The sequence below is a fragment of the Streptomyces sp. NPDC043176 genome (assembly GCF_056436715.1).
In genome coordinates, this window is sequence record NZ_JBWKCA010000005.1 from 308539 (window position 1) to 332988 (window position 24450).

A 24450-nucleotide genomic window follows, 5' to 3' on the forward strand; every position below is an offset into this window, starting at 1 on the left:
CTGTCGAAGGTGGCCAGCGAGCACGCATGCGACGGTCTCGACCAGCCACCTGTCTGAACAAGTGACAAACTCCCTGCGCCTTGCGTCACTAGACGCAAGCCTCCAGAGGAGTCGGTCGAGCCCATCGCGCCAGTCCTGCGCAATGGTCTCGGTTCACGGGCCACTGGGCCCGCTTTGTCCCGGCTTTCACCGGGTGAGAGCGAAGGTTTGTCTTCTCCGACGCCTAGTTGGACTGGTGAGCCAGGCGCCTTCAAGCCCCACCGCGAAGCGGCGGAGCTCAAATTTCCGCGTCCAACATAGCATCATTTAGGGCCATTTACGCAAAATCCGATAACTTGTGATTATGTTCAAGATGACCTGGGCGCTGGTCGCCGAGCACGCGGACGAGTGGACCGGAGCGAGCTGCGGGGAAGCAGTCGCGGTCCTGAAGGAGAGGGTCGGCGCGGCCGTCGCAGGGAGCGGGATGAACCTCGACGCACAAGCCCGCTTCCGCGACACCTTCCTCTCCCCCATCCGCGAGAGCATCTCCACGGAGGGCCGGGAGGCGATCGACGCCGGGCGTGAGTGGAGCAAGGCCGCGGGGCCCCTCCTCGTCGCGCTCACCCCCGCTGCCTGACCGGCCGCGAACGCGCACTCCCGGCCCTCTGGCTCTCGCCGACCAGGGGGCCGCTCGCCTCCTGGTCAACAGATAGAAACGTGAGCGCCATGAGGCCGAGGGTGGCGAAACTGAAAAAGCCCCCGCCTCCCCACGCGACACTGGTCGGCACACCTACCCCCAGGAAGGCCGCGACGACTCCGGAGACGAAACCCGCGATGACGGCGGCCATGAAGCACATGACGATGGCGACCGGACGACTGACGTTCACCTACTCAAACCCCTCTTCAGAGGGTGGTCGGTGAATCGCGACAGACTCGACCGACCACCCAAGTGACAACAGGCGGTGTGAGGTGTCCCGCGTTGGCGGACTTGGAACCCCTCGGTCGAGTTCTGTCGAGCAGCCGTCAACAGGAACCCGGTGTGGCGCATTTGGCTCAGGCACTACCGGAGCCTTCTGGTGGATCACCCCGCGAACTTCGAGGGGGTCTGCGCTTGCAGCGTTCGCGTCCGGCTGCTGGTCGCGTTCGCACGAGCCTCCATAGGAGTCACGCAGACGCTTCAAGGTAGCACAGCGCGACAGCTTGAATACAAACTGGCAGCATGACGAAACCCTCGACCAACGCCGGCGACCTGTCGTCGAGTTGGGGCATCTACGGGCGATCGGTCAGCCGGTGTTGCCACCGCAGCGCCGACCCGTCGACGATCCAGTGCGAGGACGTGCGGGTGGTGATCTGCTGCCCGCCAATCCAGTACGTGTGACACCGGTCGGTGAGTGAAGCCGCACAGAGGTGATCCCCCACACTGATCGCCCTCAGTGATTCAGCCCCGTGCACGCGGAGCCCATGTTTGATGACTGTGAGGAGTTGCTCGTTGATGCATCTGGATCCCCGGTTGTGGGGGAAGGAGCGGGGACTGAACAAGCCGTATCCGGTGGGCTGTCACGGCATCGACACCGCTGCGGTGATGGAGGTGCTGTGGGAGCGATACCTGAGTGCCCGGCAACGACGAATGTTGGCCGAGGGGTGGGGACTGACGGAGGAACAGGCACGTCTGCTGCACGTGTGGCTGGGCTTTCTCCATGATCTGGCGAAGATCAGCCCAGTGTTCCAGCAGCAGGAGCCGAAAGCGGATGAGGTGTCCGGGACGGCCGGGTACCCGGTGACGGTGGAGCGGACGCCGTATCACGACCACGGCGTGCACCTGGCGCTGCCCGAACTTCTCCATCGGATTCACGGCCTGCCGCTGGACGGTCGGCCGGCGCGGCTCGTCGCGGAGCAGTTGGGGCAGATCCTCGGTGGTCACCACGGCCAGTACGGAGGGCCGCTCAGTCACCGTGACGGGTCGCTGACGTGTCCGATCGTCGCGGCCCCGGGTCTTGGTGGTGAGGGGTGGGACGAGCAGCGTGAGGCGCTGGTGCGGCTGGCGGGTGAGCTGTTCGGAGTTCCGGTGTGGCCGACGCGGCGGGCGCAGGCGCCGGTGGCGGCGGTGACGACGGGGCTGGTGTCGCTCGCGGACTGGCTGGTGTCGCAGGTGTGGTGGCTGAAAGCGCGGCAGCGTCAGCATCGTAAGAGCCGGTGGGTGGCCGGGGACTGGGCGGAGCATCTGCTGATGGCCCGACGTGCTGCCGTGCGGGTGCCGGCCCGCGCGCAGCTGCTCGCGCCGACGTGGCGTGCGACCCGTTCGTTCGCCGGAATGTTCCCGGGCCTGTCCGACCCGTATCCGTTGCAGGCCAGTATCGAGAAGGAGTTTCCCGGTCTGGTCAACGGGCCGGGCATGCTGCTGGCGACCGCAGCGCCCGGGGACGGGAAGACGGAGATCGCTCTGTTCGCCGAGCGTGTCCTCGGGCAGGCATCGGGGACGAGCGGACTGGCGATGCTGCTGCCGACGATGGCGACCACCGACGCCATGCACCGCCGACTGGTGCGGCACGCAGGACACAACTGCCGGGGAAAGGTACCCGTCGCCCGCCTGCACTCCTTGGCCTGGCTCGACGCCGACTACACCCCGGAGGACCTGACCCCCAGCCTGGACAGCCCGGCACTGGTATCGGAGTGGCTGCGCGGTGCGCACCGCGGGCTGCTGACCGGGATCGCCATCGGCACGTGGGACCAGGCCGTGCGGGCCGTGCTGCCGCACAAGTACATGGCGATGCGGTGGCTGGGCCTGTCGGGCAAGACGGTCATCCTCGACGAGGCGCACGCCTACGACGCGCACGGGCACCAACTGACCGCGATCCTGCTGGAGTGGCTGGGACGGCTCGGCGTGCCCGTGGTGGTGCTGTCCGCGACGCTGACGAGCCGGATCGCGACAAGCCTCTTGAACGCCTACCGGCACGGCGCCGGCCATCCGCCGCTTCAGGAGGTCACGCCCACCTACCCGGGATGGACGTTCACCGACCATGCGACCGGGAAAACGACGAGCCGCGGCCCCTACTCGTCCCCGCGCGCCACCCGGCTGGACATCCGCACCCACCCCTACACGCCCACCCGGCAGGCCACCGGGGCCGGCCAGCGTTCCCGCCGGATCCTCGACATCCTCCAGCCCCTGCACTCCAGCCCCGAGACCCCTGGGGCAGCTCTCATCGTGTGCAACACCGTCGCCGAAGCCCAGGCCACCGAGAGCGCCCTCCAGGACGCATACAAGAACAGCAGCACGCTCGTGCGGATCCTCCACGCCCGCATGCCAGTCCATCAGCGACACGGCGTCACCCGCCGCCTCGAACGCTGGACCGGCCCCATCCGCCCCGCTCACCGCCGCCCTGACGGCACCTGGATCGCGCCGACCGGCAAGCGCCCCGACCGGCCGCTGATCGTCATCACCACCCAGGTCGCCGAGCAGTCCCTAGACGTCGACTTCGACCTCGTCATCAGCGATCTCGCCCCCTTCGCGCTGCTCGCGCAGCGCGCGGGCCGCGGCCACCGCCACCAGGGCCGCACCCGTCCCCCGTACGCGCAGCAGCCGACCCTTCACGTCCTGACCCCGGTCACTCAACAGGGCAAACCGACGATGCCCGCGTACTGGGGAGAGGTGTACGACGCCAGCCTGCTGCGCCGTACCCACGAACACCTGGGCACCCTGACCGGGCCGGTTGCTGTGCCCGAAGATCTCCAGCATCACGTCGACGCCGTCTACAGCGACACCTACACCGCCGACGACGACCTACGGCGCTTGGCTGACGACAACGCCAAGCAGGCCATGGCCGACCTTGCCGCCATACGTCAGCACCGGACCGGAACAGACCTGCACCCGCTAACGAACTCCACGCTTAGCAGCGAGTTTCTGACCACCCGCCTTGGCGACCCCAGCATCCGCGTACTACCCGTATGGACCGGCCCGGACGGCAGCCTCTGGCTCCATCCGTCCCAGCGCACAAGCCGCACTCGGCTTCCTCGGCGCGTGAAGCCGGGCGATCGGGACACGATCCGTCGACTCATGCGACGCACCATCCCCATCCGGCAGCAGTGGATCACCACGAACGGCGCACCGGTCATCGACCCCACCGCTGAGACCCCGGCAGGTTGGAAGAAGACCCCAGCCCTCCGAGACACCGCGCTCCTGCCCCATGCCGCGACTACCGGCACGTACACGAACGGTCGGAGAATCGCCTATCTCGATCCCACCACCGGGCTCACCAGGGCCTAGTAGTGCTTCGTTACGTCGGGTGATCTTGCCTGGTGGTGAACCGTCCCGGTACGTCTGGAGACTCCACTTCGTAAGGAAGTGGAGTCCATGTCACGTCCTTCGAGGAACTACTCGGCCGAGTTACGCGAGCGTGCGGTACGGCTGGTGGCCGAGGTGAGGCCCGAGCATCCGACCGAGTGGGCAGCGATCTGCTCGGTCGCTGGCAAGCTCGGCATCGGCAGCGCGGAGACGCTGCGCAAATGGGTCCGTCAGACCGAGGTCGACGCAGGCGCCCGCCAGGCCGGGGACCAGCACCGCGGAGTCGGCGGAGATGCGCCGGTTGCGGGTTGAGGTGCGGGAGCTGAAGCGGGCAAACGAGATCCTGCGGGCAGCCTCAATTTTCTTCGCGGCCGAGCTCGACCGGCCACGCAGGTCCTCGTGAGCTTCATCAGCGCCCACAGAGACACCACCGGCGAGGTGGGAGCGCGGTGAGGAATCGAGCCGATCTGCCGCACGCTCACCCAGCATGGGGTACCAATCGCGGCGTTCACCTACTACGGCACCACGGCCCAACAGCAGCGCGGCTCCGGCTGGGCGTCCTCGCGGGACGGGGTGCTGAAACGGGAGACCACCCGCGTGTTCGAAAAGAACTTCCGTGCTCTACAGGGCGAGGAAGGTGTGGCTGCAGCTCAGCCGGGAGGATATGCCGGTGGCACGCTGCACCGTCGAGCGGCTGATGCGCGAACTCGGCCTGCGCGACGTGGTCCGGGGTCGAAAGCACCCCGCCACCGTGCTCAACCCGGCCGCCACCTGGCCGGTCGACCTGGTGGACCGCCGCTTCGACTGGCCCGCACAGAACCGGCTGTGGGTCAGCGACTTCACCTATGTGGCCACCGTCTGCGGGACGGCGTACGTGGCGTTCGTCATCGACGTGTACGCCCGCCGGATCATCGGCTGGTCCGCGGCCAGCCACATGCGCACACCCTGGTTTTGGACGCCCTGGAGATAGCCGTCGCGGCCTGGCTCCGCGCCGGCGCCACAGACTTCACCGGCTTCGTTCATCATTCGGACGCCGGGTCGCAATACTTGGCCATTCGCTACACAGACCACCGGCAAGAGGCCAGCATCGCCTCGTCCGTCGGCACGGTCGGCGACGCGCTGGATAACGCCCTCGCCGAGAGCACGATCGACCTGTTCAAGACCGAGGTCAACAAGCCCAACAGGCCGTGGCAGTCCTTGACCAACCTCGAGATCGCCACCCTGACCTGGATCGACTGTTACAACAACCACCATCTGCAAGGCGCCTGCGACGACCTCACCCCCACCGAAGCCGAACAGGCCCACTACGGTCACCACTGCGACCCCATCCGGGCCGCTCATCCAACAAACTGATTCCCCGGATACGCCGGGGCGCTACCGACTGTCGGCCCAGACTTTGCAGTCCAGGCCGACAGTCGGTAGCGAGCCCAGTCCGTTTGTAGGATGCGGCTGTACCAATGGGTGTCGTTCAGCTCTTGCTGGCGGTTGACTTAGGTGAGCTGGAGGAAGGTTCCCCAGGTGTTGGTTCCGCCAAGCAGTGCTGCGCTGGCGGAGGCGATCTGGCCATCGCCAAGGCCCTTGTACTTGTGCATGGTGCCGTTGCTCCAGATGGCCAGGACGTCGGCGATGCGGTCGCCGTCTACGTCGGTGCCGGCCATGAGCTTGACGGTGTCCCAGGTGTCGGCGCCGGTGGTGACGCGCTTGAATCCGGCGAGCTGGCCGTTGCCGAGACCCTTGTAGAAGTTGAGGGTGCCGTCGTTCCAGACGGTCAGGATGTCGGCGAGGCCGTCGTGGTCGAAGTCGCCGGAGACCATCTGCAGGGTGGTGCCCCAGGTGGCGCCGCCGACGGTGACGGTGATGCCGGAGCCGAGCTGACCGTCGCCGAGGCCGGGGTAGAGGTGGGCGGTTCCGTCGGTCCAGACGGCCATGATGTCGGCGATGCCGTCACCGGTGAAGTCGCCGGCGGTCAGCTGCTTGATCGTGCCCCACGTGGCCCCGCCCATGGTCACGGTCTTGTGGGCCAGGGTGCTGCCGTTTCCGGCGCCGGGGTAGACGTGCATGGTGCCGTCGGTCCAGACGGCCATGATGTCGGCGTTACCGTCGTTGGTGAAGTCGCCCTTGGCCAGGTGCTTGGTCGTCTTCCAGGTGGTGGTGCCCGGCTGGGTGTACTGCGTGCCGGACAGACCGTTGGTCTTGTCACCAGCGTAGATGTGAGCGGAGCCGTCGCCCCAGACACCGGCGAGGTCGCCGATGTCGTCGCCAGTGAAGTCGTCCTGGACACGGACCGTCGTCTCCGCGACCCAGGTCGCGATGTCATCGGTCCGGGTGTCGACAGCGGTGGTGCGGGATTCGGCAACGTCGGTGCCGAGGCATCCGCCCTGCCATGAACGAGAACCGATGGAGACGAGTTCGGTCGTCTCGCCGACCGTCCGGAGAGCGGCGCCACCGGCATCGCCCTTGCAGACGACAGCCGTGTCGGAGCCGTTCAGGTCCAGCGAGGTGGCAGTGGCGGAGGCCACAGTGAAGGTGCCCGTGTGGAGCTGGGTGGGAGCCCAGTCCGACTCGGTCCGCCCGAAGCCGACCTTCGTCACCTCGTCACCCGCGACAGCGGGCGCGGTGGCGAGCCGTACAGGGGTTGCGATCGAGCGGAGGATTCCCCCGGCGAGTTTGACCAGGACCAGATCACGGTTGGGGTGAGGAACGAGTTCGACGGCTTCCTGGGTGCTGCCGCCACTCTTCGTCAAGTCGGTGCGGCCGACAACCACGGTCGTCTCGGTCTTGGGCGCACCTGCGGCCACGGTGTTGTCCACGGCCGGGTTGTCCGCGAAGCAGCTCTTGGCCGTGATGACCCACTGAGGAGAAATGAGCGCGCCTGAGCAGGAGCGCGTCCCGTCTCCAATGATGATCTTGCTGCTGAAAGCGAGCTTCGCGGCGTCCGCGGGTTGGCCGTCAGTTGACGGGGGGGTGGCAGAGCCGGTGACTTCCATCCTGAGGAGCACGGCCTGCTTGGGGTCGGCGAGGTTGGCCTCTCCGAAGCCCTTCGAGGTGTTGCGGAGGACGGTCAGATTCTCGGTGGTGCCGTCGATGGAGACGTCTGCCTTGAGGTCCCGGTCGTAGGTCTCTATGCGGTACGCGCGCGGGATGTTGACGGTCAAGAGCCCGGTACTGGCGGCCTGGAAGCAGATCCGAGATTCCTGGGTGTTCAGGTTTCGCGCCCATACCTTGATCTGGTGAGGGCCAGAGCACGGGGTGAAGGTGATGTTGCCGTCGCCGGATATCAGGTCGGCGCCCGTCAGCTCGCGGACGTCGGCACGGTAGGGGTAGGACCCGTCCTCGAGGGCGTACGGGGCGCTGTCGGCCGGCAGCTCATCGACTGCGGTGGCCAGCGGGGCGGGCATCCCTAGGGCCACGGTCATGGCCACGACCGTGGCGGGAACCCATCTGCGTATGCGCACAGCTGTTTTCACTTTCCAATACGAAACCCCCCTGTGAACGCCGGGGGGTCAGCGGAAGAGGGGGACGTGCCACAGAGCTGCGGCAGGTCGTGTTCGCCTGGGGGGCCACCGAGCAATATAGCCACAGGATCCGACAGCGGAGGATCCGGGTCCACTTAGTGGGTCACGCTGAAAAGTTGCAGGTCACGATAGGGTCACGACTGGCTGCAGGTGTACAACCTTCTATGTCGCAGACAGGTCTGCTGTCCGGATCGCAATAGGACCGCGATGGGTTGGAGAACCCTGGTTCGGTCCTGCCGCCTTCGGCCTGGGGTGCCGAACGACAGAGGGCGGCAGGACCGTTTGGCATGCGCTGCCGCAAATCAAACTAGCTACCACTGCCTGGAGCCCGCACGTGCTTCTCGGCGTTTGCAGACCATCGAAGGAACTAGAACAGTGCGTCAACACATAGGCCATCGGCTTCAGGGGAGCGGACGGTGGGTGGCCGGAAGGTCGGCTCGCGGGCTGCTGCCCCTGGCCCTTGTGGCCACCCTCATCTCGGCGACACCGGCCGGCGCCGAAGACCCAATGGTGCCGCCGGTATCCGACCGTGCTCAGGTGCTGCAGTCGTGGAAGTCCGGGGGCCCGGCGGTCAGGGCTTCAGCCGAGACTGCTCTCACGGGCACTGATGAACAAGTCAGGCAGTTCCTGGACGAGGGCCAGAAGGTAGCGGAGGACCTAGATCTGAGGGAAGCAGCCCTCACACTTGTCACCGAGGCCGGCCCTGGGGTGAGCGAGGCCGCGGCCAACGCCCTCAAGGGAACCCCGCTAGAGCTAGCCGCCTTCATGAAGGACGGCTGGAAGCGGCCACTTGAGGATGACGAGCGCGTGGCTGCGGCACGTGCCACCGAAGCCGGTGGAGTGGGTGTCCGCGAGGCCGGCGACGCCGCGATGAACGGAACCATCGACGACGTCCGCGCCTTCCTGAACGAAGGCCAGTTCAAGCGCCGCGACGACGACGCTCGGGTCCGCGTCGCGCAGATCGAAGCGGAGGGAGGCCCTGCCACCAAGCGGGCCGCCGCCGCCGCACTCAACGCGGGCATCGACGAGGTACGGGACTTCCTCGCATACGGTCAGCACATCACCCGCGCCCAGGACCAGGAACACGCCAGCATCAGCGACCTGGCCAAGCAGACCACGGACGCTGCCGCAGCCGCTGACAAAGCCAAGGTGAGCGCCGAGGCGCAGGCAAAGAAGGCCGAGACTGCCGCTGGCCTGGCGAAGAAGGAGGCCGCGACAGCGGCCGCCGAGACCCTCGCGGCGAAGAATGACGCGGACAAGGCCGAGGACGCCGCCCGCCGCGCTGCGGAGTCCTCCCGGCGCGCCGCCGAGGCAGCGAAGGCAGCCATCTCCGCGGCTCGCGCCGCCAACGCCGCCTCACAGACCGCGATCACCGCCGCTGCCAATGCCTCCGCCGCCGCCCAGCGCGCCTCCCAGGCAGCCAGCAACGCATGGTCGGCCGCAGCATCCGGCAAGGTCAACGAGCAGGCAGCCACTGACGCGCTGAACGCCGCCACGGACGCGGAGAAGATCGCCAACACCCTTGACGCGATGCTGAAGACGGCGAAGGCGGCGAGGGACGCGCTGACGGCGTCTCTCGCGTCCATCGACGACATGAACGCGGCTGCGGCAAGCGCCAACGAGGCCGCAGGCTACGCGGCCCAGGCCGGCGCCCACGCAGACCAGGCCAAGGCGGCAGCTGCCGCTGCGCAGCGGCACGCCGCGGAAGCACGACGGGCTTCCCTCGCGGCGCAGGCCCATGCGGACGACGCCATCGAGGCTGCGATCCAGGCCCGCGATGCCGCCCGCTCCTCGGCCGCCCATGCACGCAAGGCCGCCGAGGCGGCACGCAACGCGAACCAACACGCGGGCGATACCCAGGCCGCAGCCGACCAGGCGAAGATCAACGCAGCTGAGGCGCTGAAGGCCGCCCAGGCGGCAACCGCCGCGGTCACCAAGGCCGAAGAGATCCAGGCCACCACCCGCAAGGGCGAGGCCGACGAGATCACCACCCGTAAGGCCTTGCTGGTCAACGAGGCCCGCGACGCCAAGGCGGCCGCTGACGCGACCAAGGCCGAGATCGGCAAAATCAAGGCGGAAGCCCTCAAGCTTCAGGCCGACTTCGAGGCCCTCGCGACCCAGGCCGCCCAGCCGGACGCTGATCCCGGGCAGATCGCCGACAACGGTCGCAAGATGGCGATGGTCGCGCTGCAGATCCGCGGTCCCTGGAGCCGCGCTGCCGCCGAGGCCGCCCTGGCCGGCGACGACAACGCTGTCCTCGCCTACGCGCGTACTAGCTGGAAGCAGGCCGAGGAAGAGGACGAGCGAGAAGCCATTAACGTCCTCGCCACTCAGTCTCCCTACGAAGACGTCCGAGGCGCAGCGACCACGGCGCTCTCTGGAACCCCGGCTCAAATCCACAGTTTCCTCACGGTCGGCCAGTACCAGGCCGCAGCCCCCGACAACCGGATTCAGGTCGCCGGCCTTGCCGAGGTCGGCGGTGTGGGAGTCAAGGAAGCCGCCCAGACCGCACTCAATGACCCTGACCCCAAAGCCCTCGACACGTTCCTGACTCAGGGCCAGCATCAGGCACGCATCGAGGACTACCGCGTCGAGGCGGCCGGGCTCGCCGAAGGCGGAACGCCAGAAGTCAAAGCAGCGGCCGAAGCCGCACTCGCCGGCCCCGACACCGATCTGATCACCTTCATCACCTCCGGCCGGCACAAGGCCACCCGGCGAGACCAGCTCAACACCACCCACGTGGAACAGATCCAAGGCCTGATTGCCACGGCCAGCGCCAACGCCGCCCTGGCCTACAAGTCCGCCTACGAAGCTGCTGCGGCCGCCGAAACGGCCCAGGGCCACGCGGATCTCGCCGCAGGCCAGGCACAGAAAGCCGAAGACTCCGCCGAACAGGCGGCCGCCCACGCAGCCAGGGCCCTGGCGGCCGCCAACCGCGCCAGCGACTCAGCCCGCGCCGCGGCCGCCTCCGCCACCGCCGCTCAAAAAGCCGAAGCCGCCGCCGCCAGCAGCGCCCGCAAGGCCAGGAACGCGGCGATATCCGCCGAGGCCAGCTACAGCGCGGCCCAGGGATATGCAGCGAGTGCCTTCCAGGCAGCGGAACAGGCCCGCCAGTCCTCCCTCAACGCTGGCGAGAGTGCCTCCGACGCCTTCATCAAGTACCGTTCGACGGTTATCCGGTACCAGACCGAGCGTTACAGTGCAGAGCAGCAGGCACTGCTGGACCAGAAGCTGGCCGAACATGAGACCACGCTCAAGTTTGACGCGGAGGCCGGTGGATCATCCGAGGCTCTCGCGTTGCTGCAGGCGATCATTGGCAACGAAATTCCGCCAGGTATGAGCGTGAAGGACTTCATCCATCTAAGGCTTGACGAGCTAGGCCTGGTACCCGGCATCGGTGAGCCCGCCGATGCCGCCAACTGCATCGCCTACGGAGTCGAGACCGGCCTTAACAAGTACGGGCTCGGCGCGGAGGACGCATGGAAGGACGCACTTCTCTCCTGTGCATCCATGGCTCCGATCGCAGGCTGGCTCGCCGCACCGTTCAAGGGCGCGCGGTGGTCGGGGAAGTACGGCGGGGCGGTCGGCGAAATCTTCGAGACGATCGGTAACCTCTTTAAGCGCAGTCCCTGCAGCCCGAAGCACAGCTTTCCTGCCGGAACCCGGGTGCTCATGGCAGATGGGTCTTCGCGGCCCATCGAGCAGGTGCGTGTCGGTGACCTGGTGCACTCCGCTGACCCACTCTCGGGGGATTCTGGATCACGCCGCGTCGTAGCCACGATCTACACGCCGGACGACCGTGATTTCACGGGGATCACCCTTCGGAGCGCAGTGAAGGGAGATGTTCTGGCCGTTACCGACCATCATCCTTTCTGGAACAAGGCGGGTCAGAACTGGACCGACGCGGGAGAGCTGACTGCCGGAGACATTCTGCAAGGAGTAGATGGCAGATCGGTGGAGATCTCCAAGATCGCGCATTGGAAGCAGCTGCAACCAGCGTATAACTTGACGGTTGCGGACCTGCATACATATTTCGTCTTGGCGGGTCGCGTTCCGGTTCTGGTGCACAATGATGTATGTTCGCAGGAAATTGATGAATTCTGGAATCCGGGAACATTCGATACGCCTGCTGATACGTTCAAGTATCATTACGGGAAGCACGGAATGCCGCACGGTAAATCCCCTGAGGAGTATATGAGGGATGCTCGTGAATGGCAAGCGGCAATTCCCGGAAAGCGTTACAATGCGACGCGAATGGATTTCGGAGGCGGGAAATGGGGGGTTAAGTATACGGACCCAAACGGCGGTCCGGGTGGGATTCTAGGGCCAGATAGGAAGTTGGTCTCCTTCTGGTATAGCTGATTCCCTGGCGTTAAGCTGGAGTTCAGTTAGCCGCCGTGATACTTTCGTTCGAGTGATTGCTGCGCTGGGGTCTGATGGAAAATCAGTCGGACCCCGGTGGGGCCATGAACTAACGGAAGTGTTTTTGTTTGAGTGTGGGAGTGATGGTCAAGCATGAGTGAAGCATCCCTGGAAGAGCTGTGGAAGTTGTGGGGAGATTTCAGTCGCCTTTCATTTCCGGGTGATTTCTATAATATAGAGCCCGCAGGTGAGTGCATGGTGTCCATGGACTCCGCCCTCGCCGGCTGTGTCTCGGCAGCCCTTAAAGGCCCACTTGATGGAGAGCGTCGTGAAATTTTGCGTACTCGCATCGCGAGGCTTGGTGATATTCTTCCACTGATAAACGACGACGAGGCTGCGAACCGCTACTTCACGCACCTTCATGAGATGGCTATGCGGGCAGCCGAACTGGACGACGCGCGGCGGGAGACGCTGAACTGATCTATTGATCAGAAACACATGGGGTTCTCGTCGAGGATGTAGCGGACATGCGGGCTGTCGCTGTCGTCTGCGGAAGAAGCGGCGGGTTTCGGCGGCGAGTTCGGCCTGGTCGCGAGTTCGGTGCTGCTTGGGCAGGCTGTGCTTGAGATCCGCGTTGACCAGCAGCTCGTCGGGGTTCAGCTCGGGCGAATACGGCGGCAGGAAGCGCAGCTCGACGTCATCGGGATGGGCGGCGAGCCAGTCGCGGACCTTCTTGGAGCGGTGGGCGGAGTGGCCGTCGACCACGAGATGGACCTTGTGGCCGAAGTGGCCGGCGATCCGCTGAAGGAATCGGCACATCACCTCGGCGGTGAAGCTCTCGGTGAAGACCATGAAGTGCATCCGGCCCTTGGTGCTGATCGCCGACATCGCGTTCACCGAGAACCGGTTCCCGCTCCGCCACACCACGGGTGTCTTCCCCTTCTCGCCCCAGGTACGGCCGGTGGCTTGGTCGGAGCGGATGCCGACCTGGTCGGCGAAGAGGATCTCCCCGCCGTCGGCCTTCATCTTCGCGCGGATCTCTGGCCACGTCTTCTGATGCCAGCGCGCCACAGCCTCGGGATCCTGCTCGACGGCCCGTTTGTCCGGGCGTTGGAAGGACAGTCCCTACCGCTTCAGGTATTTGCCCACCCCCACCTCGGAGCCGCACCCGGTACAGCTTCGCGATCAGCTCGCCCACCAGCCGCCGTGTCCACAACTGGCCGGAAAGCCCCACGTCACAGGGCCGGTGATCGAGCACCGCCGCCGCACCGCTGCCTGCTCGGCCTCCCCGAGCGCCTGGTGCACCCCGACCGGCTTGCCACGCGGACGCATCACCAGCGCCTCCCGCCCGTCGGCCTGCCACTTCGCCCACCAGATGTCGACCGCCTTCAGCGACACTTTGAAGACCGCCGCCACGTCCTCACGGTTCCGTCCCGTTACCAGCGCGGCCACCGCCCGCAGCCGCAAGGCCTCCTGCGCCAACGGCGACAGATGCCGTGCGTCACCCACCAGATCGCTCATACCCACCCAACGACCCGGAACCCAAACCGTTTCGGATCAATAAGGCCCGCGACAGGGTGATCTCGCACTACGACATCTACGTGGACAAGAGAACTGGGTACCTCTTCCTCATGCCACAGGATCAAAAAACCTACATTCCTACCCTGCTGCACAAGAGTGGCGTGTATTGGAGTTGTTGAGAATGGGCCGAAAGCGGTCGGCAATCCTCTCGGTTGAATCTGATGACCTCTCTGTGGACGAAATCTCAGAGATTGTCGGAATGGGCCCGGATCGTTTCCGTCGAAAGGGCGACATCGGATTGAACCCCGGGCGCTCCCTCAAAGTCAGCACCCGGGAAATTCGAGAGGACGTCGCCCGGGATGAGTACATCGGGCTCGCTCTGGAGCGGCTCTGGCCCAGGATCCTTCGCCTGGAGAGTGGATTGACTGAACTCTCGCAGCAGGGAAGCTTTATCCGCCTTGCACTTGTCCAATGGGTATCCAAGGAAGATCCGCACGAATCCGGTTTCGGTATCGGACCCCAGGAGCTCCGGCTCTTGGCCAGAATCGGCGCACTGTTGGATGTGGATCAGTACGCCGAATAATGGCCGGGGTTACAGCTATGGGAAAGCCCTTAAGGGCGAGAACATAACTGCTTAGCGTGATGGCCGCTTTCAGAGCTCCCTCGGGGGTTAACCCTAGACCATCTCGGCACTACGCCATACCGTACGACCGTCGAATGCGAAGAATTATCGCATACCAGCGGGGCCGGACAGGAACATTCTGTTCGGCCCCGCATTCGTCCTTCGTCGCCTGGCTATACGTGGCAGGCAACGGGCCGCAGGATCTCCTTTTCGCGGGGTATCAGGTCCGCATTTACGTCTTCTTCGGCGGCCAAAGCAAGAGCTGGCTGGCCGCGGTGAGATGTGAGCAGTTCCCACCGTAGCCCCCGAGCAAGTGGAAAACTTCAGCGGGACGCAGTACGACCGGTGCCCCCACCCAGTGAGCCTTTTCTGACCTCACGCCGAGGCGTGAGGTCAGAAAAGGCTCACCACTATTGAGGCAATCACCTCTCAGCTATCCGATCTTTACCAAATGCCTTGCTCCAGTTCCTCAAGGGACAGGTTCCAATGAGACTCCTCGTCCTCAAACGGTGTGGGGTCGAAAGCTTCGACGACTTCGCGGAACCGGGCGGCGAGTTCCTCGGGGTCGGCATCGTTCTCGTGGTCGTCCTCGACCTTCCTGAGTTCGATGAGAGCGAAGACAAGTGACTAATGTCGCGGTGGAGCTCGATGTAGTCAACCGCACCTTGGGGAAGGCATAAATCTTGCCGGACTTCGGGTCGAGTGCGAGCAGTGAGGTGAACAGGTATCCCAGGCTCCACCAGGAGCGGCTTTCGAGGGGGCACTGGAGGCCGTAGTGGTCGAACCGGCTGCCGAGCGTGATGGCGTCCACGTCCGGGCCGTAGGGGTCCTCGATGTTCGTGCGCGAGGTGAACAGCTCGGAGGTCGGGAGTCCGACGGTGCTCAGGAAGCTGGCGGTGCGCGCGTCGAAGCCGGCGATCCCGCTGCACGGGAGGTAGGTGACGCCGTCCAGCCCGTAGAGGCTGGTCACACCCTGGGGAGTCACAGTGAAGTGCATTGCCCTGCCGCCCTTGATCCGATCACTTGTGCCCCGTGCAGCTTTTGGAACCGCTCACACCGGAAGACGGCGGTCTGCCGCAGTGAGCGCGTCAGCCCCACATGCCGAGGGCAACCTCTTCAAAGAACCTGCTCCATTCGCCGTCCTCGCTGGCAAACGGTGTCTCGTCGACCCGGGTGATGCTCTCGCGGAGAGTCTCTACGGCTTCCGCGCGTCCCTGGTCGTCGTCACGGGCGAGCCTCTTGAACTCGGCGAGACCAGCCTCAACCACAGTGAGGGTGTGGACGAGCGAGGAGACGTCCTGGTGCATGGGGACGTAGAACTCCTCGCCTTCGGCGAACGAGTAGATCTGGCCGGTCTGGGGGTCGAGAGTGACGGTGGCGTACTGGAACTCCCCGAGGACCTCCCACTGCTCGGCCCCCGCGGGGAGGACGGCGCCATCTGTGTCGAAGGTGGCCTGTAGGGAGGGTCGGTACCCGAGCTGGTCGGGGGAGTCGAGGTCGAGTTTGGTGGAGAACAGCTTGCTCGACGGCAGACCCACGGTGGCCAGGAACCTGGCCGTACCTGAGTGCATGTGGCTCCTGGTGGGGCGGGGGAAATAGGTGACGCCGGTGAGCCCGAACGTGCTCAGAACCTGGTCGGCCCGGATGTCGATCAGCACGGTTCAGCCTTTCTTATGGGTGACCTTGGGCTTTGTGGCGTTTCTCCAATTCTGCCATGTAGTCGCGATGCTCCTTGTCGCGCTTGTAGAGGTTCTTCTCCGACTGGTCATAAGTGTTGGCGTGGCTAACTTCCAGGTCAGGGTTCTTCGATTTGAAGTGGAGGTCTAGCCATTGGTCGCACTTGGGAGAGAGCTGGCATGGCTCGCGTTCGGTGTAGACGGCGGCGAGGTTGGCCTCTTTGCCGTGCTTGAGCAGTGGGTAGCCGAGGGTGCGTTCGGAGTGGGGGCCTTCGCTGTCACCGACGAGGATCATCTCTTTGCCGGTCTCGGGGTCGATGTACCGGCCGGCGGCGAAGTTGGAGCCGGTGTAGTCCTGCTTGGCATAGCGTGCGATCTCTGTGGCGCGGGACAGGTCCGTGCTTCCCGGGTCGATCTTCGTCGAGGTGACCCTGGGGCCCTTACGGCCGGCGGGCAGGTTGAAATCGTGCTTCTCGCGGGGAGCAGGCCGCCAGACGGTGCCGTCCTTCTCCATGATGTCCCAGATGCCGGAACTGTCGGCCTTGGAGACGCTGCTGGTGGTGCCGTCGTAGTGCAGGACCTTCACTGACCCGTCGGCGTTCAGCAAGTACATCGGGACGTCGTCGTCATCGCCGTCGCACTTCTTGAACTTGTCCTTGACGTCGTCGTCGTGGTCCTTGTGGCTGCCCTTGCTCTTGTCGATCTTGCCGCCGTGGTCCTCGAGAGTCTTGACCATCTCGTCGGCCTTCTTGTCGACCGCGTCCTCGGCCTTGTCCATGACGGTGGCGAGCTTGTGGAACCTGCTGTCCTTCTTCACCGAGGACTTGCGGCCGGCGCCGCCGGTCTTGAACTCGCCCTTCTTCTTGTCGAAGTTGGTGGCCGTCTTCTGATAGCCGCCCGCCGCCAGCTCGAACTCGGCGAACTCGATGACGAGGTCCTGAGCCATGTCCGCGCTGCCCGATGCCATCACGTCGTAGGTGCCACCGCCGCCGAGCTGGTCGGAGAACAGCTTCTCGATCTCGGCGAGGATCTTGCCCTCGATCTTGTCGGTGACGATCGAGGTGATCTGCTCGATGGCGTAGTCGATGGCTTCCTGGATGATCAGTCGGGCGGCGGCGATAGCTGCCGCGGACAGCAGTCCGCTGAGTCCGGCGGTGAAGAACATGCCGACGACGCCCGCCGCGGCGGTAGCTGCCGTCGCGGACAGTTTGGCGATGATGGCGACCTTGCAGGTGACGATGAGGTCAGCGCAGTCGTCGAGCGCGCCGCCCAGGTCGTCGCAGCCCTTGGCGAAGGTCGACAGGTCCCTCGTAGTGAGCTTGCCCCAGCGACGGTCGATGGCCTTGACCGTGTCGCCCTTGCTCTTGCCTGCAACGATGTGAGAGCAGGCGTCGTTGCCCTCCTTGACAGCGTCGCGGATGCCCTCGGCCAGTTTCTGGAAGTCCTTGGCCGATGCCTTGACTTCGTCCTCATCGATCTGCGGCCAGTCGACGCCCACCAGGTCGAGAACATCGACCAGGTCGTCAGGCAGCGTCATACCCATCGGTTACCCCCGTCCCCATGCCAACCTCCCCACCCTCCACGTCGACTGAACCTCCGTCAACTTTGCTGGTGTGAGGACATGGCAAAACCGGTCAGCTCCGCTTCGGCATGACGCGGAATGACCGCCGCAACGCTTATTGCCTCGGGGCGAGGCAGGTCAGAGCCTCGTCCATGCCGACGAAGACCCGGCCACTTGCCTCGAAGGCCACCGCGCGAACCGGCGGACCCGGCCTGAACGTTTGCTGCGCACCGGTTTCCCAGTCGATCCACTCCACCAGCCCGTCGGCCCACGCCACCACAGCCGCCGGCCCGCTCGTGGTCCATGCGGCATCCATGGCCACCACCGGACACGACCGCCGCATGAGCGTCCCCGCCATGGGCCTGCTGCCAGGAGACCACGCCCGGACAGTGCCGTCCTGCCCGCCGCTGTAGACGAGCGGCACAGTTGTCACCTCGTCTTGCACGGGGAGGGTGACAGCCGCCAGAGCGGTCACCGCCCCCTCATGCAAGAACACCGAATCGGTGATGTCACCGAAGGCCCGCACCGCACCAGTGCCGTCCCCCAGAATTACCGTGCCCAGGCCGACGCTCTCGGCATAGGCAAGGCTCGTGCCTCTGTGCCCCCGCAGCATGTCTGCCAGGCGCTGGGCACTGGCGGGACTGTCATCGAGGAGCCCTGCAATCCCTGAACGCTCCGGTCTCACAGCCCAGGCCGACTCCAGCTGGAGACGACCGTGCTCATCGAGGTGCACCACCGTGCCGTCCGCCAAGGCCGCCAGTGCCCCAGGCCGACCCTCTGTCAGGGTCACACGACCGTGCGCCGCCGCATCCGCGCTCTGCACCGTCCGCACCGTGCCGTCGACTCCGGCCACCAGGAGGCAGCCGGCCAGGGGGCCCCTGCCCGTCGCCAGCGCGGTGACAGGCCCTGGCCAGGGCGGTGCCATATCCCCTCGGGCGCGACTCCACTCGAGATCCCAAGCAGCACCATCAGCCAGCCCTTGCAAGGCGGGGGCATACCGGGGATCCGCACGATCCCCCAGAACACTGAGCAGGATCAAAGCTCGGGACGCCGGAGACGGTTCCCTACACAAGGCCTGCCCCGCCCGCAGCCATGCTGCCCGCAGCCCGCCGTGCTCACCGGCCTGGTCCTTCTCGTAGGCGGCGGTGACCATCCACGGATCGGCCTGGCAGACAGCCACCGGGTCGGACAGCTCCACGTCTTCCCCCTGAACCGAGGACGCGATGACCTCCGTTTCCTCGGACAGCGACGCCCGCCACTGCTGGAAACGCTCCTGGTCCCGCCACTGCTCCAGATCCAGATCCAGCTCCGCGCAGCTACTCCCGGCTATACGCTGATATGCGCCGCTGGTCGTCCGGGACTCCACGATCAGCCGAGCATGCTCCACACGGGCCAGGTCCAGGACCAGCTCGGCCACCTCCGCTTCGTGAAGATCAGGCAGCACGATCACCGTGCGCCGCGGGTCACGGGCCAGGGCCGCCACCAGCTCAGCCGGTGACCGGGCCACCACGCCGAGCTGGTCGGCAAGCGACCACACGGTGCCCCGCACGCTCCTTCCCTCCGAGGGAACGACAGCATGTACGGCGCGCTCCGGCGCCGTACCGCTCTGCGTGCCGTGATGCACGAGCCAGGCCAGCAGCCCCGACTTCCCACACCCTTGTGATCCGGACACCAGACACAGACGAGGAGCATGCGGGTCGGCCAGCCAGCCCAACAGCGCCGCTGCCGCCGGCTCCCTCCCCGCGGCAGGCCGGTCCCAGCGCATCAACCGCGCCCCGCCTGTCCGGCAGCGTGGACGATCAGTTCCTTGATGCCCTCTTCGCGGGATTCAGCGGAACTTCCGTAGTCGAAGCTGTGAGTGAACCGCGCCCGAGGAAACGTCTCCTGCATCCAGACAGCACAGTAGTGACCGGGCATGAGACACGGCTCCAGCTCGCAATGAATGCGAACCACCTGCTCCGGCTTCACACCCTGAGCGGACAAGTCACGCCAGATGATCTCCTCCGGGTGTGCCCGGCCGGGCCCGGTGACATCCGTGACCACCTGCTTCGCACCCGCGGCATCGACGTACTCGAACGCAGCGGAGAACGGAAAGTTCAGTGTGTGCCGCAGATCGTCCAAAACCCGCGGCCACCACGACTCCCGCTCCTCGAACGCGACAGGATCGATCCGACGCAGCTCCGCATTCAGATCACGCAGGGCCCCCGCAGCTTCTGCCAGCCCTGAAGCCACCGCCATCAACGGCAGCGCACGATCCAGTGCCAGCAGAGCCGCACTCAGCCTAGGCACATCCGTGTTGACGAACATGTCTTCCGCGACATCCTGCAGGAACACCGCCTGAACAGCACCGTCAGGACGCACACACAAGTGCGCCAGACCGTCACCGCCGATACGCGGCCAGTCCTCCATCGCCTCATGCGGCCTCGGCAACGAGGAGCGCACAGCCACAACTCCAAGTGTCACCGGGTCCTGGTCGCCCGAAGCCCTGAAGTAGCGGGCCACACCCCGAGGCACGCCGGTTTCCTGCAGGAAGGCCTGAGCCGTGTCAGGCAGTCGCGCTCCGAGCACGCTCGCCCGCTCGAAACGACGAAGACCCTCACGGCCGAAGTGCTGGGCCAACTCGTCGTGGCGCTCCGGAACGGAAGGCGACATGGGAACCTCGCAGTATAAACAGGCAAAGAATCGTCACACACGACCATAGCCCCGGTCGACGGACCACTCGCAGCCCTTACCGAGCTCCACGGGCGGTCGTTGGCTCGGCTCCCCATCCGGTCGTTTCCGCGTGCGACCCGGTTTCAGTCACCGGCACCCCGGCCTTTGGCAACGGTCGGGCGATAGAAGGCGAGCCCTTCATCCAGGCCCCGGTGATGTCGCTCCCGGGAGACGCCCGCACACAGGGGCGCTCGCTTCTCAGGCAGCTCGACGATAAGCCGAGATCCGAGTGCTCCTGACCGCGGACGCTGGCACGTTTCTGCGGTGAACCGCTTCGCCCACCCGGCTGATCTGCACGCGACACACCCACCCGACGCCAGGCCGGGGCCTGTATGTCTGCGTTCGTGATCAAGAACATTGTCCGCGGCTTCGCCGCGCTCTCCCTTGCCCTGACCCCGCTCGCCGTCCCGGCCTCGGCCCATGCCGCCCCGGCCGCCTCGGCTTCCGCGCAGACCTTCCCGCTCTCCTATGCGATCGGCCAGATCCCGGTCGCCGAGGAGAGCCGGGCCGGCTACAGCCGGACCAAATTCCGCCACTGGAACACCGGACTCGACCCCGCCGACGGCTGCAACACCCGCGCCGAGGTCCTCCTGGCCGAGGCGACCGAGGCGCCGTCGGTCGCGGCCGGCTGCAAGATCGGCGAGGGCGAGTGGCTGTCGTACTACGACGAGCAGGAAGTCACCGACCCGGCGAAGCTCGACATCGACCACATGGTCCCCCTCGCCGAGGCCTGGGACTCAGGCGCCTCCGCCTGGGACGCCAAGCGGCGCGAGGCCTACGCCAACGACCAGGACGCGGCCACCAGCCTCGTCGCCGTGACCGCGCGCACCAACCGCCAGAAGGCCGACCAGGACCCGGCCACCTGGATGCCGCCGGCCCCGAACGCCACCTGCCGCTACCTCGCCGAGTGGACCGCGACCAAACTCCGCTGGGGCCTTGCCGCCGACCGGAGCGAGATCGACGCCATCAATGTCTACGCCGGCGGCCCGTGCGAGACGACCGTCGTCCACTACACCCCGGCTCCGTAGGACTCCGGGAACGCATTGTGCCGCCCGTGACCGGGGTCACCGGTACGGGCGGCACGTGGGAGGCGGATCAACGACCAGTCGGCCCGACCTCCCACGGTTCACCGTAGCGGCCGGGCGGGGCATCGTTGGTGTCTCGTCCCCCGGCGGAGGCATTTCACCACGCGGACGAGTGACCCGGCCCTGGTGCGGGTGACAAGGCGCACTCAACCCGCCTCGGCATAGATGACGATAAGAATGCTGCCGAGGGCCGTCGCGTGGAAGATGACATCCCGATCACCGAGGAGGACATGACGGACCTAGAGCTGTTCGCCACCATCATCTTCGTCCGTCGAAGCGGTCGTCGTCGGAGCCTGGCGGGAGGGTGTCAAGCTGGTCGGGGTCGGCGAGTTCGGTGAGGCCGTGCACGGCAGCGTCCATGCGGTCAGGGCTGTCCATGCCTTCGACCCAGGTGACCATCTGGTCCTCCAAATCGGTGTACTCGCCGACGTGGTGTACAAGCTGCTGCTCGTATAGCTGGGCCACCGGTGCGGCGCGCAGTCGTTTGCCGACCTTCGCCGTGACCTCCAGGATCATCGGCATGAGCAGGCCCTTGGTGACGCTGTCCCTGCGCAGCTGCTCCCATGCCTGGGTGACCACCTGTTTCGCCATGTCTCCGCCGTAGTTCTTCTCCACCACGATGGCGTCGGCCTTGAGCTCCAGGGCCAGGCGGCAGGCGGTCAGGCCCCAGTCGTTGGCGCCCATCGATCCGGACCGGTCGGCGAGGACGTAGAGCTGCCGGTCGAAGTCGCGGGCGACGCCGACGATGCCGGTCTCGTCGCCGACGGTGCTTTCTCCGCCGGCGGGGTCGACGGCGACGATGATGCGCGCCATGTCGAGGCCGGAGAACTGGACGGCGTTGATGCGGGCGTTGTCGATCCAGTCGCGCTGCCACACGCCACCCTCGGGCGGGCGGGGCTTCTGCATATATAAGGCGCCCCACACGCGTTCGCCGACGCGCTTGCGAGTCTTGGCGTGGTGGGCGGTGTCGAAGCGTTCGGGCCACAGGGCCTCCCCGGGTGCGCGGCCTAGGGGGTCGTTCGGGCTGTCGGCGATGGCGGGGAGGTCGATGACCCGCCAGGCGTCGCGTTCGGTGGCGAGGATGCGTCCGGCGAGGTCGTCTTCATGCCAGCGGGTCTGGATCAGGCAGATGGCGCCGGTGGGTTCGAGTCGGGTCTGGATGACGGAGGTCCACCAGTCCCAGGCCCGCCTTCGCATGGTCGGGGAGTCGGCGTCCGCCATGTCCTTGACCGGGTCGTCGACGATGGCGATGTGCGCGCCGCGTCCGGTCAGGCCGCCGACGAGGCCCGCCGCGAGGAGTCCGCCTTCGCCGCCGACGATGTCGAAGCGGTTGGCGGCCTGGCTGCCGGGCTTGAGCTGGAGGCCGAGGTCGTCGCCCCAGGTGAGGATGGCGTCTCGGATCCACCGGCCGTGGTCGTCGGCGAGGTCGGCGGAGTAGCTCGCGATCATCAGGCGGTGGCCGGGGTTGCGCCGCAGATACCACAGCGGCGCCCAGCGCGAGGCGCGTCGGCTCTTGCCATGCCGCGGGGGCATGGTGAGCATGACGCGATCGCACCGGCCCTCGGCCATGTCGATGAACGCCTGGTCGATCAGGTCGAGATGAGGGGCCTGCGTCTCGCGGCCGCCGGTGAGCACGGCGGCGAGCGCCCCCGGGGAGCGGTCCATCGCGAGCTGCCGTTCGGCGCGAACGAGCTCGGCCCGGAGCTCCGGGGAGGCGGACCGGGCTATGGAGCGGCGCTGCGCCGGTGGCAGCGTCTTGTAGCGGGCGACGACGCTCGCGGTGTCCCGGGCCCTCATTCGGTGTCCGGGTCGGTCAGCGCGATCAGCTTCTCCAGCTCGTCCACGGTCGCGGTCTCGACCTGGACCGGTCCGCCGTCCGGGCCGGACAGCTCGGTGCGGACGGGCATGTCGAGCCCGAGAAGCCGGGCACGGCGCTCCATGATCCGCAGGGTGCGGTCGACGGCCGCGAGGTCCTGGTCGCGGACGGCCTTCTTGTAGGCGACGAAGAACAGCCGGTCGAGCCGGTCGGCTTCCAGGGCCCGAAGTTCGTCGACGTCGTCGGCGAGCTCGGCGCGCCGGTCGGCGAGGGCCTGGCGGACGTCGCGGCACGCGGCGTGGATCAGGGCCTCGTCGCTCGGCGGGTCCTGCTTCTTTCGGTACCGGTCGATGCCGTACCCCTGCGGGTAGGCGATGCCGTCGCTGTTGACGGCGGGGTCGGCGGCGAGCTTGCGGGCGATCGTCAGCCAGTCCACGCCGGCGAGGCGGAGGTCGATGGCGTCCGAGCGGCGGCGCGCGATGGCCGCACGCGCGGCCTTGTCGGGGCGTCCCACGTCGGGGTCCTTCACAGCTCGGGTGCGCCCCCGCGCCCAAACTCATGATCCCTCATCCTGCCGAACCGGCCACGACGCCTCGGGGCTACCGCTAGCCTTTCCTCGTGCGCATTGACTCAGCGGACGGTCCCCAAGCGCCGTACAGGTACACCCCCATGGGGGTGGTGCCCGAGTTCATCAATGCGCGGATCCTCGACCGCAAGCCGATTGAACCGCAGGGAGTCCTGGTCGGAACGAACTCCTCCGGGAAGACCGCGCTCCTCCAGGCTCTCCAAGTCGCAACGAACTCCTCCGGGAAGACCGCAGTCCTCCAGGCTCTCGAAGTGGCCATGGTGGCCGCGCGGTTCGCTGACCATTGGGATGCCCGAAAAGTCCATCGGGCTTTCCAGGAGATCGTCGTCGCTCCTGTGCGACTCCGCTGGTCTATGGGTGAGCCAGCGTGGTTGTCCGCCGAGCCCAAAGTGCCGCCGCTCGATCACTCCGGTCGTGAAGCTACGCCATCTATCAGGTCCGGTTTGATCTCAGGTGGGTACGAGTTCGCGCGGTACGACGACAGGGACTACTGCTCGGAGCAGTTGGCCTCCCTTGAAGCGGCCTGGCGTGCGGTCGCTGCACTGGCTCTGCTGTACCTCGCCTCTCTTCTCGGCGTCCAGCCGATCCCGGCCGGACGCGAGCCGGTTCACCGGGCTAACGCCCCGTGCGGCGTGGCACGCCTTGCCGCATCAACCGTGCCACGCGCACCTGGAGTGGGCTTCGTGCCTTCGCCCACTCCAACTCCCTGCCCTGCCTGAGGTTCGAGGCGGGGCAG

The 24450-nt window shown here is 66.3% G+C and carries 15 protein-coding genes and 2 pseudogenes; 7 read left to right on the forward strand and 10 right to left on the reverse strand.

The genetic code is table 11. The features are described from left to right. Nucleotides 1-343: 343 nt before the first annotated feature. From AC067A_RS10735 to AC067A_RS10750, 4 genes and pseudogenes are all read left to right on the forward strand, one after another. Nucleotides 344-616, forward strand: coding sequence for a hypothetical protein (locus AC067A_RS10735; protein ID WP_478617455.1), 273 nt, complete (start codon nt 344-346; stop codon nt 614-616). Between the two features lie 582 nt (nt 617-1198). Then, the gene (locus AC067A_RS10740; protein ID WP_478617458.1) at nt 1199-1357 is read left to right on the forward strand and encodes a hypothetical protein; all 159 of its coding nucleotides are present in this window, start codon (nt 1199-1201) and stop codon (nt 1355-1357) included. Nucleotides 1358-1471: 114 nt separating this feature from the next. After that, the gene (cas3, locus tag AC067A_RS10745) at nt 1472-4240 is read left to right on the forward strand and encodes a CRISPR-associated helicase Cas3' (protein ID WP_478617461.1); all 2769 of its coding nucleotides are present in this window, start codon (nt 1472-1474) and stop codon (nt 4238-4240) included. Nucleotides 4241-4327: 87 nt separating this feature from the next. Beyond that, nucleotides 4328-5611 (forward strand): annotated as a pseudogene (locus tag AC067A_RS10750) (IS3 family transposase). Nucleotides 5612-5748: 137 nt separating this feature from the next. On the opposite strand, the gene AC067A_RS10755 reads toward AC067A_RS10750, so the two are convergent. Next, entirely contained in the window at nt 5749-7674 is a 1926-nt protein-coding gene (locus AC067A_RS10755) for an FG-GAP-like repeat-containing protein (protein WP_478617464.1), read from the reverse strand. 561 nt (nt 7675-8235) lie between these two features. Between AC067A_RS10755 and AC067A_RS10760 the strand changes: the two genes are divergently transcribed. Then, nucleotides 8236-12135, forward strand: coding sequence for a polymorphic toxin-type HINT domain-containing protein (locus tag AC067A_RS10760; protein WP_478617467.1), 3900 nt, complete (start codon nt 8236-8238; stop codon nt 12133-12135). A 210-nt stretch (nt 12136-12345) separates the two neighbouring features. On the opposite strand, the gene AC067A_RS10765 is transcribed toward AC067A_RS10760, so the two are convergent. Both AC067A_RS10765 and AC067A_RS10770 read right to left on the reverse strand, forming a co-directional pair. Then, nucleotides 12346-13206 carry an IS630 family transposase gene (locus AC067A_RS10765; protein ID WP_478617470.1) on the reverse strand — a complete coding sequence of 287 codons (861 nt, stop codon included), beginning with the start codon at nt 13204-13206 and terminating at the stop codon, nt 12346-12348. A gap of 114 nt (nt 13207-13320) precedes the next feature. After that, on the reverse strand, nt 13321-13656 hold the full coding sequence (locus tag AC067A_RS10770) for a helix-turn-helix domain-containing protein (RefSeq protein WP_478617473.1): 336 nt from the start codon (nt 13654-13656) through the stop codon (nt 13321-13323). Nucleotides 13657-13837: 181 nt separating this feature from the next. Between AC067A_RS10770 and AC067A_RS10775 the strand changes: the two genes are divergently transcribed. Beyond that, the gene (locus tag AC067A_RS10775) at nt 13838-14239 is read left to right on the forward strand and encodes a DUF4279 domain-containing protein (RefSeq protein ID WP_478617476.1); all 402 of its coding nucleotides are present in this window, start codon (nt 13838-13840) and stop codon (nt 14237-14239) included. Between the two features lie 483 nt (nt 14240-14722). Here AC067A_RS10775 and AC067A_RS10780 read toward each other — a convergent pair. The 5 genes and pseudogenes from AC067A_RS10780 to AC067A_RS10800 form a co-directional block, all read right to left on the reverse strand. After that, a pseudogene (locus tag AC067A_RS10780) lies at nt 14723-15275 on the reverse strand (SUKH-4 family immunity protein). 91 nt (nt 15276-15366) lie between these two features. Then, the gene (locus AC067A_RS10785) at nt 15367-15936 is read right to left on the reverse strand and encodes an SUKH-4 family immunity protein (RefSeq protein ID WP_478617479.1); all 570 of its coding nucleotides are present in this window, start codon (nt 15934-15936) and stop codon (nt 15367-15369) included. Between the two features lie 13 nt (nt 15937-15949). Next, complete coding sequence (locus AC067A_RS10790) at nt 15950-17491, reverse strand: WXG100-like domain-containing protein (RefSeq protein ID WP_478617482.1); 1542 nt, start codon at nt 17489-17491, stop codon at nt 15950-15952. Between the two features lie 139 nt (nt 17492-17630). Beyond that, nucleotides 17631-19064: a WD40 repeat domain-containing protein gene (locus AC067A_RS10795; protein ID WP_478617485.1), complete on the reverse strand. Its 1434-nt coding sequence runs from the start codon at nt 19062-19064 to the stop codon at nt 17631-17633. A gap of 215 nt (nt 19065-19279) precedes the next feature. Continuing rightward, on the reverse strand, nt 19280-20167 hold the full coding sequence (locus AC067A_RS10800; RefSeq protein WP_478617488.1) for an SUKH-4 family immunity protein: 888 nt from the start codon (nt 20165-20167) through the stop codon (nt 19280-19282). Nucleotides 20168-20571: 404 nt separating this feature from the next. Between AC067A_RS10800 and AC067A_RS10805 the strand changes: the two genes are divergently transcribed. Continuing rightward, on the forward strand, nt 20572-21255 hold the full coding sequence (locus tag AC067A_RS10805) for an HNH endonuclease family protein (protein ID WP_478617490.1): 684 nt from the start codon (nt 20572-20574) through the stop codon (nt 21253-21255). A 315-nt stretch (nt 21256-21570) separates the two neighbouring features. Here AC067A_RS10805 and AC067A_RS10810 read toward each other — a convergent pair whose 3' ends face one another. Together AC067A_RS10810 and AC067A_RS10815 are read right to left on the reverse strand one after the other, a co-directional pair. After that, complete coding sequence (locus AC067A_RS10810) at nt 21571-23109, reverse strand: terminase large subunit domain-containing protein (protein WP_478617493.1); 1539 nt, start codon at nt 23107-23109, stop codon at nt 21571-21573. Further along, complete coding sequence (locus AC067A_RS10815; protein WP_478617495.1) at nt 23106-23642, reverse strand: hypothetical protein; 537 nt, start codon at nt 23640-23642, stop codon at nt 23106-23108. The genes AC067A_RS10810 and AC067A_RS10815 overlap by 4 nt, the downstream gene beginning before the upstream one ends. Nucleotides 23643-24450: the final 808 nt, after the last annotated feature.

Excerpts from the sequence above, each read along its gene's own strand:
- AC067A_RS10735 (WP_478617455.1), top strand. The coding sequence starts at position 344 with ATGTTCAAGATGACCTGGGCGCTGGTCGCCGAGCACGCGGACGAGTGG.
- AC067A_RS10740 (WP_478617458.1), top strand. The coding sequence starts at position 1,199 with ATGACGAAACCCTCGACCAACGCCGGCGACCTGTCGTCGAGTTGGGGC.
- cas3 (WP_478617461.1), top strand. The coding sequence starts at position 1,472 with ATGCATCTGGATCCCCGGTTGTGGGGGAAGGAGCGGGGACTGAACAAG.
- AC067A_RS10755 (WP_478617464.1), bottom strand. The coding sequence starts at position 7,674 with ATGACCGTGGCCCTAGGGATGCCCGCCCCGCTGGCCACCGCAGTCGAT.
- AC067A_RS10770 (WP_478617473.1), bottom strand. The coding sequence starts at position 13,656 with ATGAGCGATCTGGTGGGTGACGCACGGCATCTGTCGCCGTTGGCGCAG.
- AC067A_RS10775 (WP_478617476.1), top strand. The coding sequence starts at position 13,838 with ATGGGCCGAAAGCGGTCGGCAATCCTCTCGGTTGAATCTGATGACCTC.
- AC067A_RS10790 (WP_478617482.1), bottom strand. The coding sequence starts at position 17,491 with ATGACGCTGCCTGACGACCTGGTCGATGTTCTCGACCTGGTGGGCGTC.
- AC067A_RS10800 (WP_478617488.1), bottom strand. The coding sequence starts at position 20,167 with ATGTCGCCTTCCGTTCCGGAGCGCCACGACGAGTTGGCCCAGCACTTC.
- AC067A_RS10810 (WP_478617493.1), bottom strand. The coding sequence starts at position 23,109 with ATGAGGGCCCGGGACACCGCGAGCGTCGTCGCCCGCTACAAGACGCTG.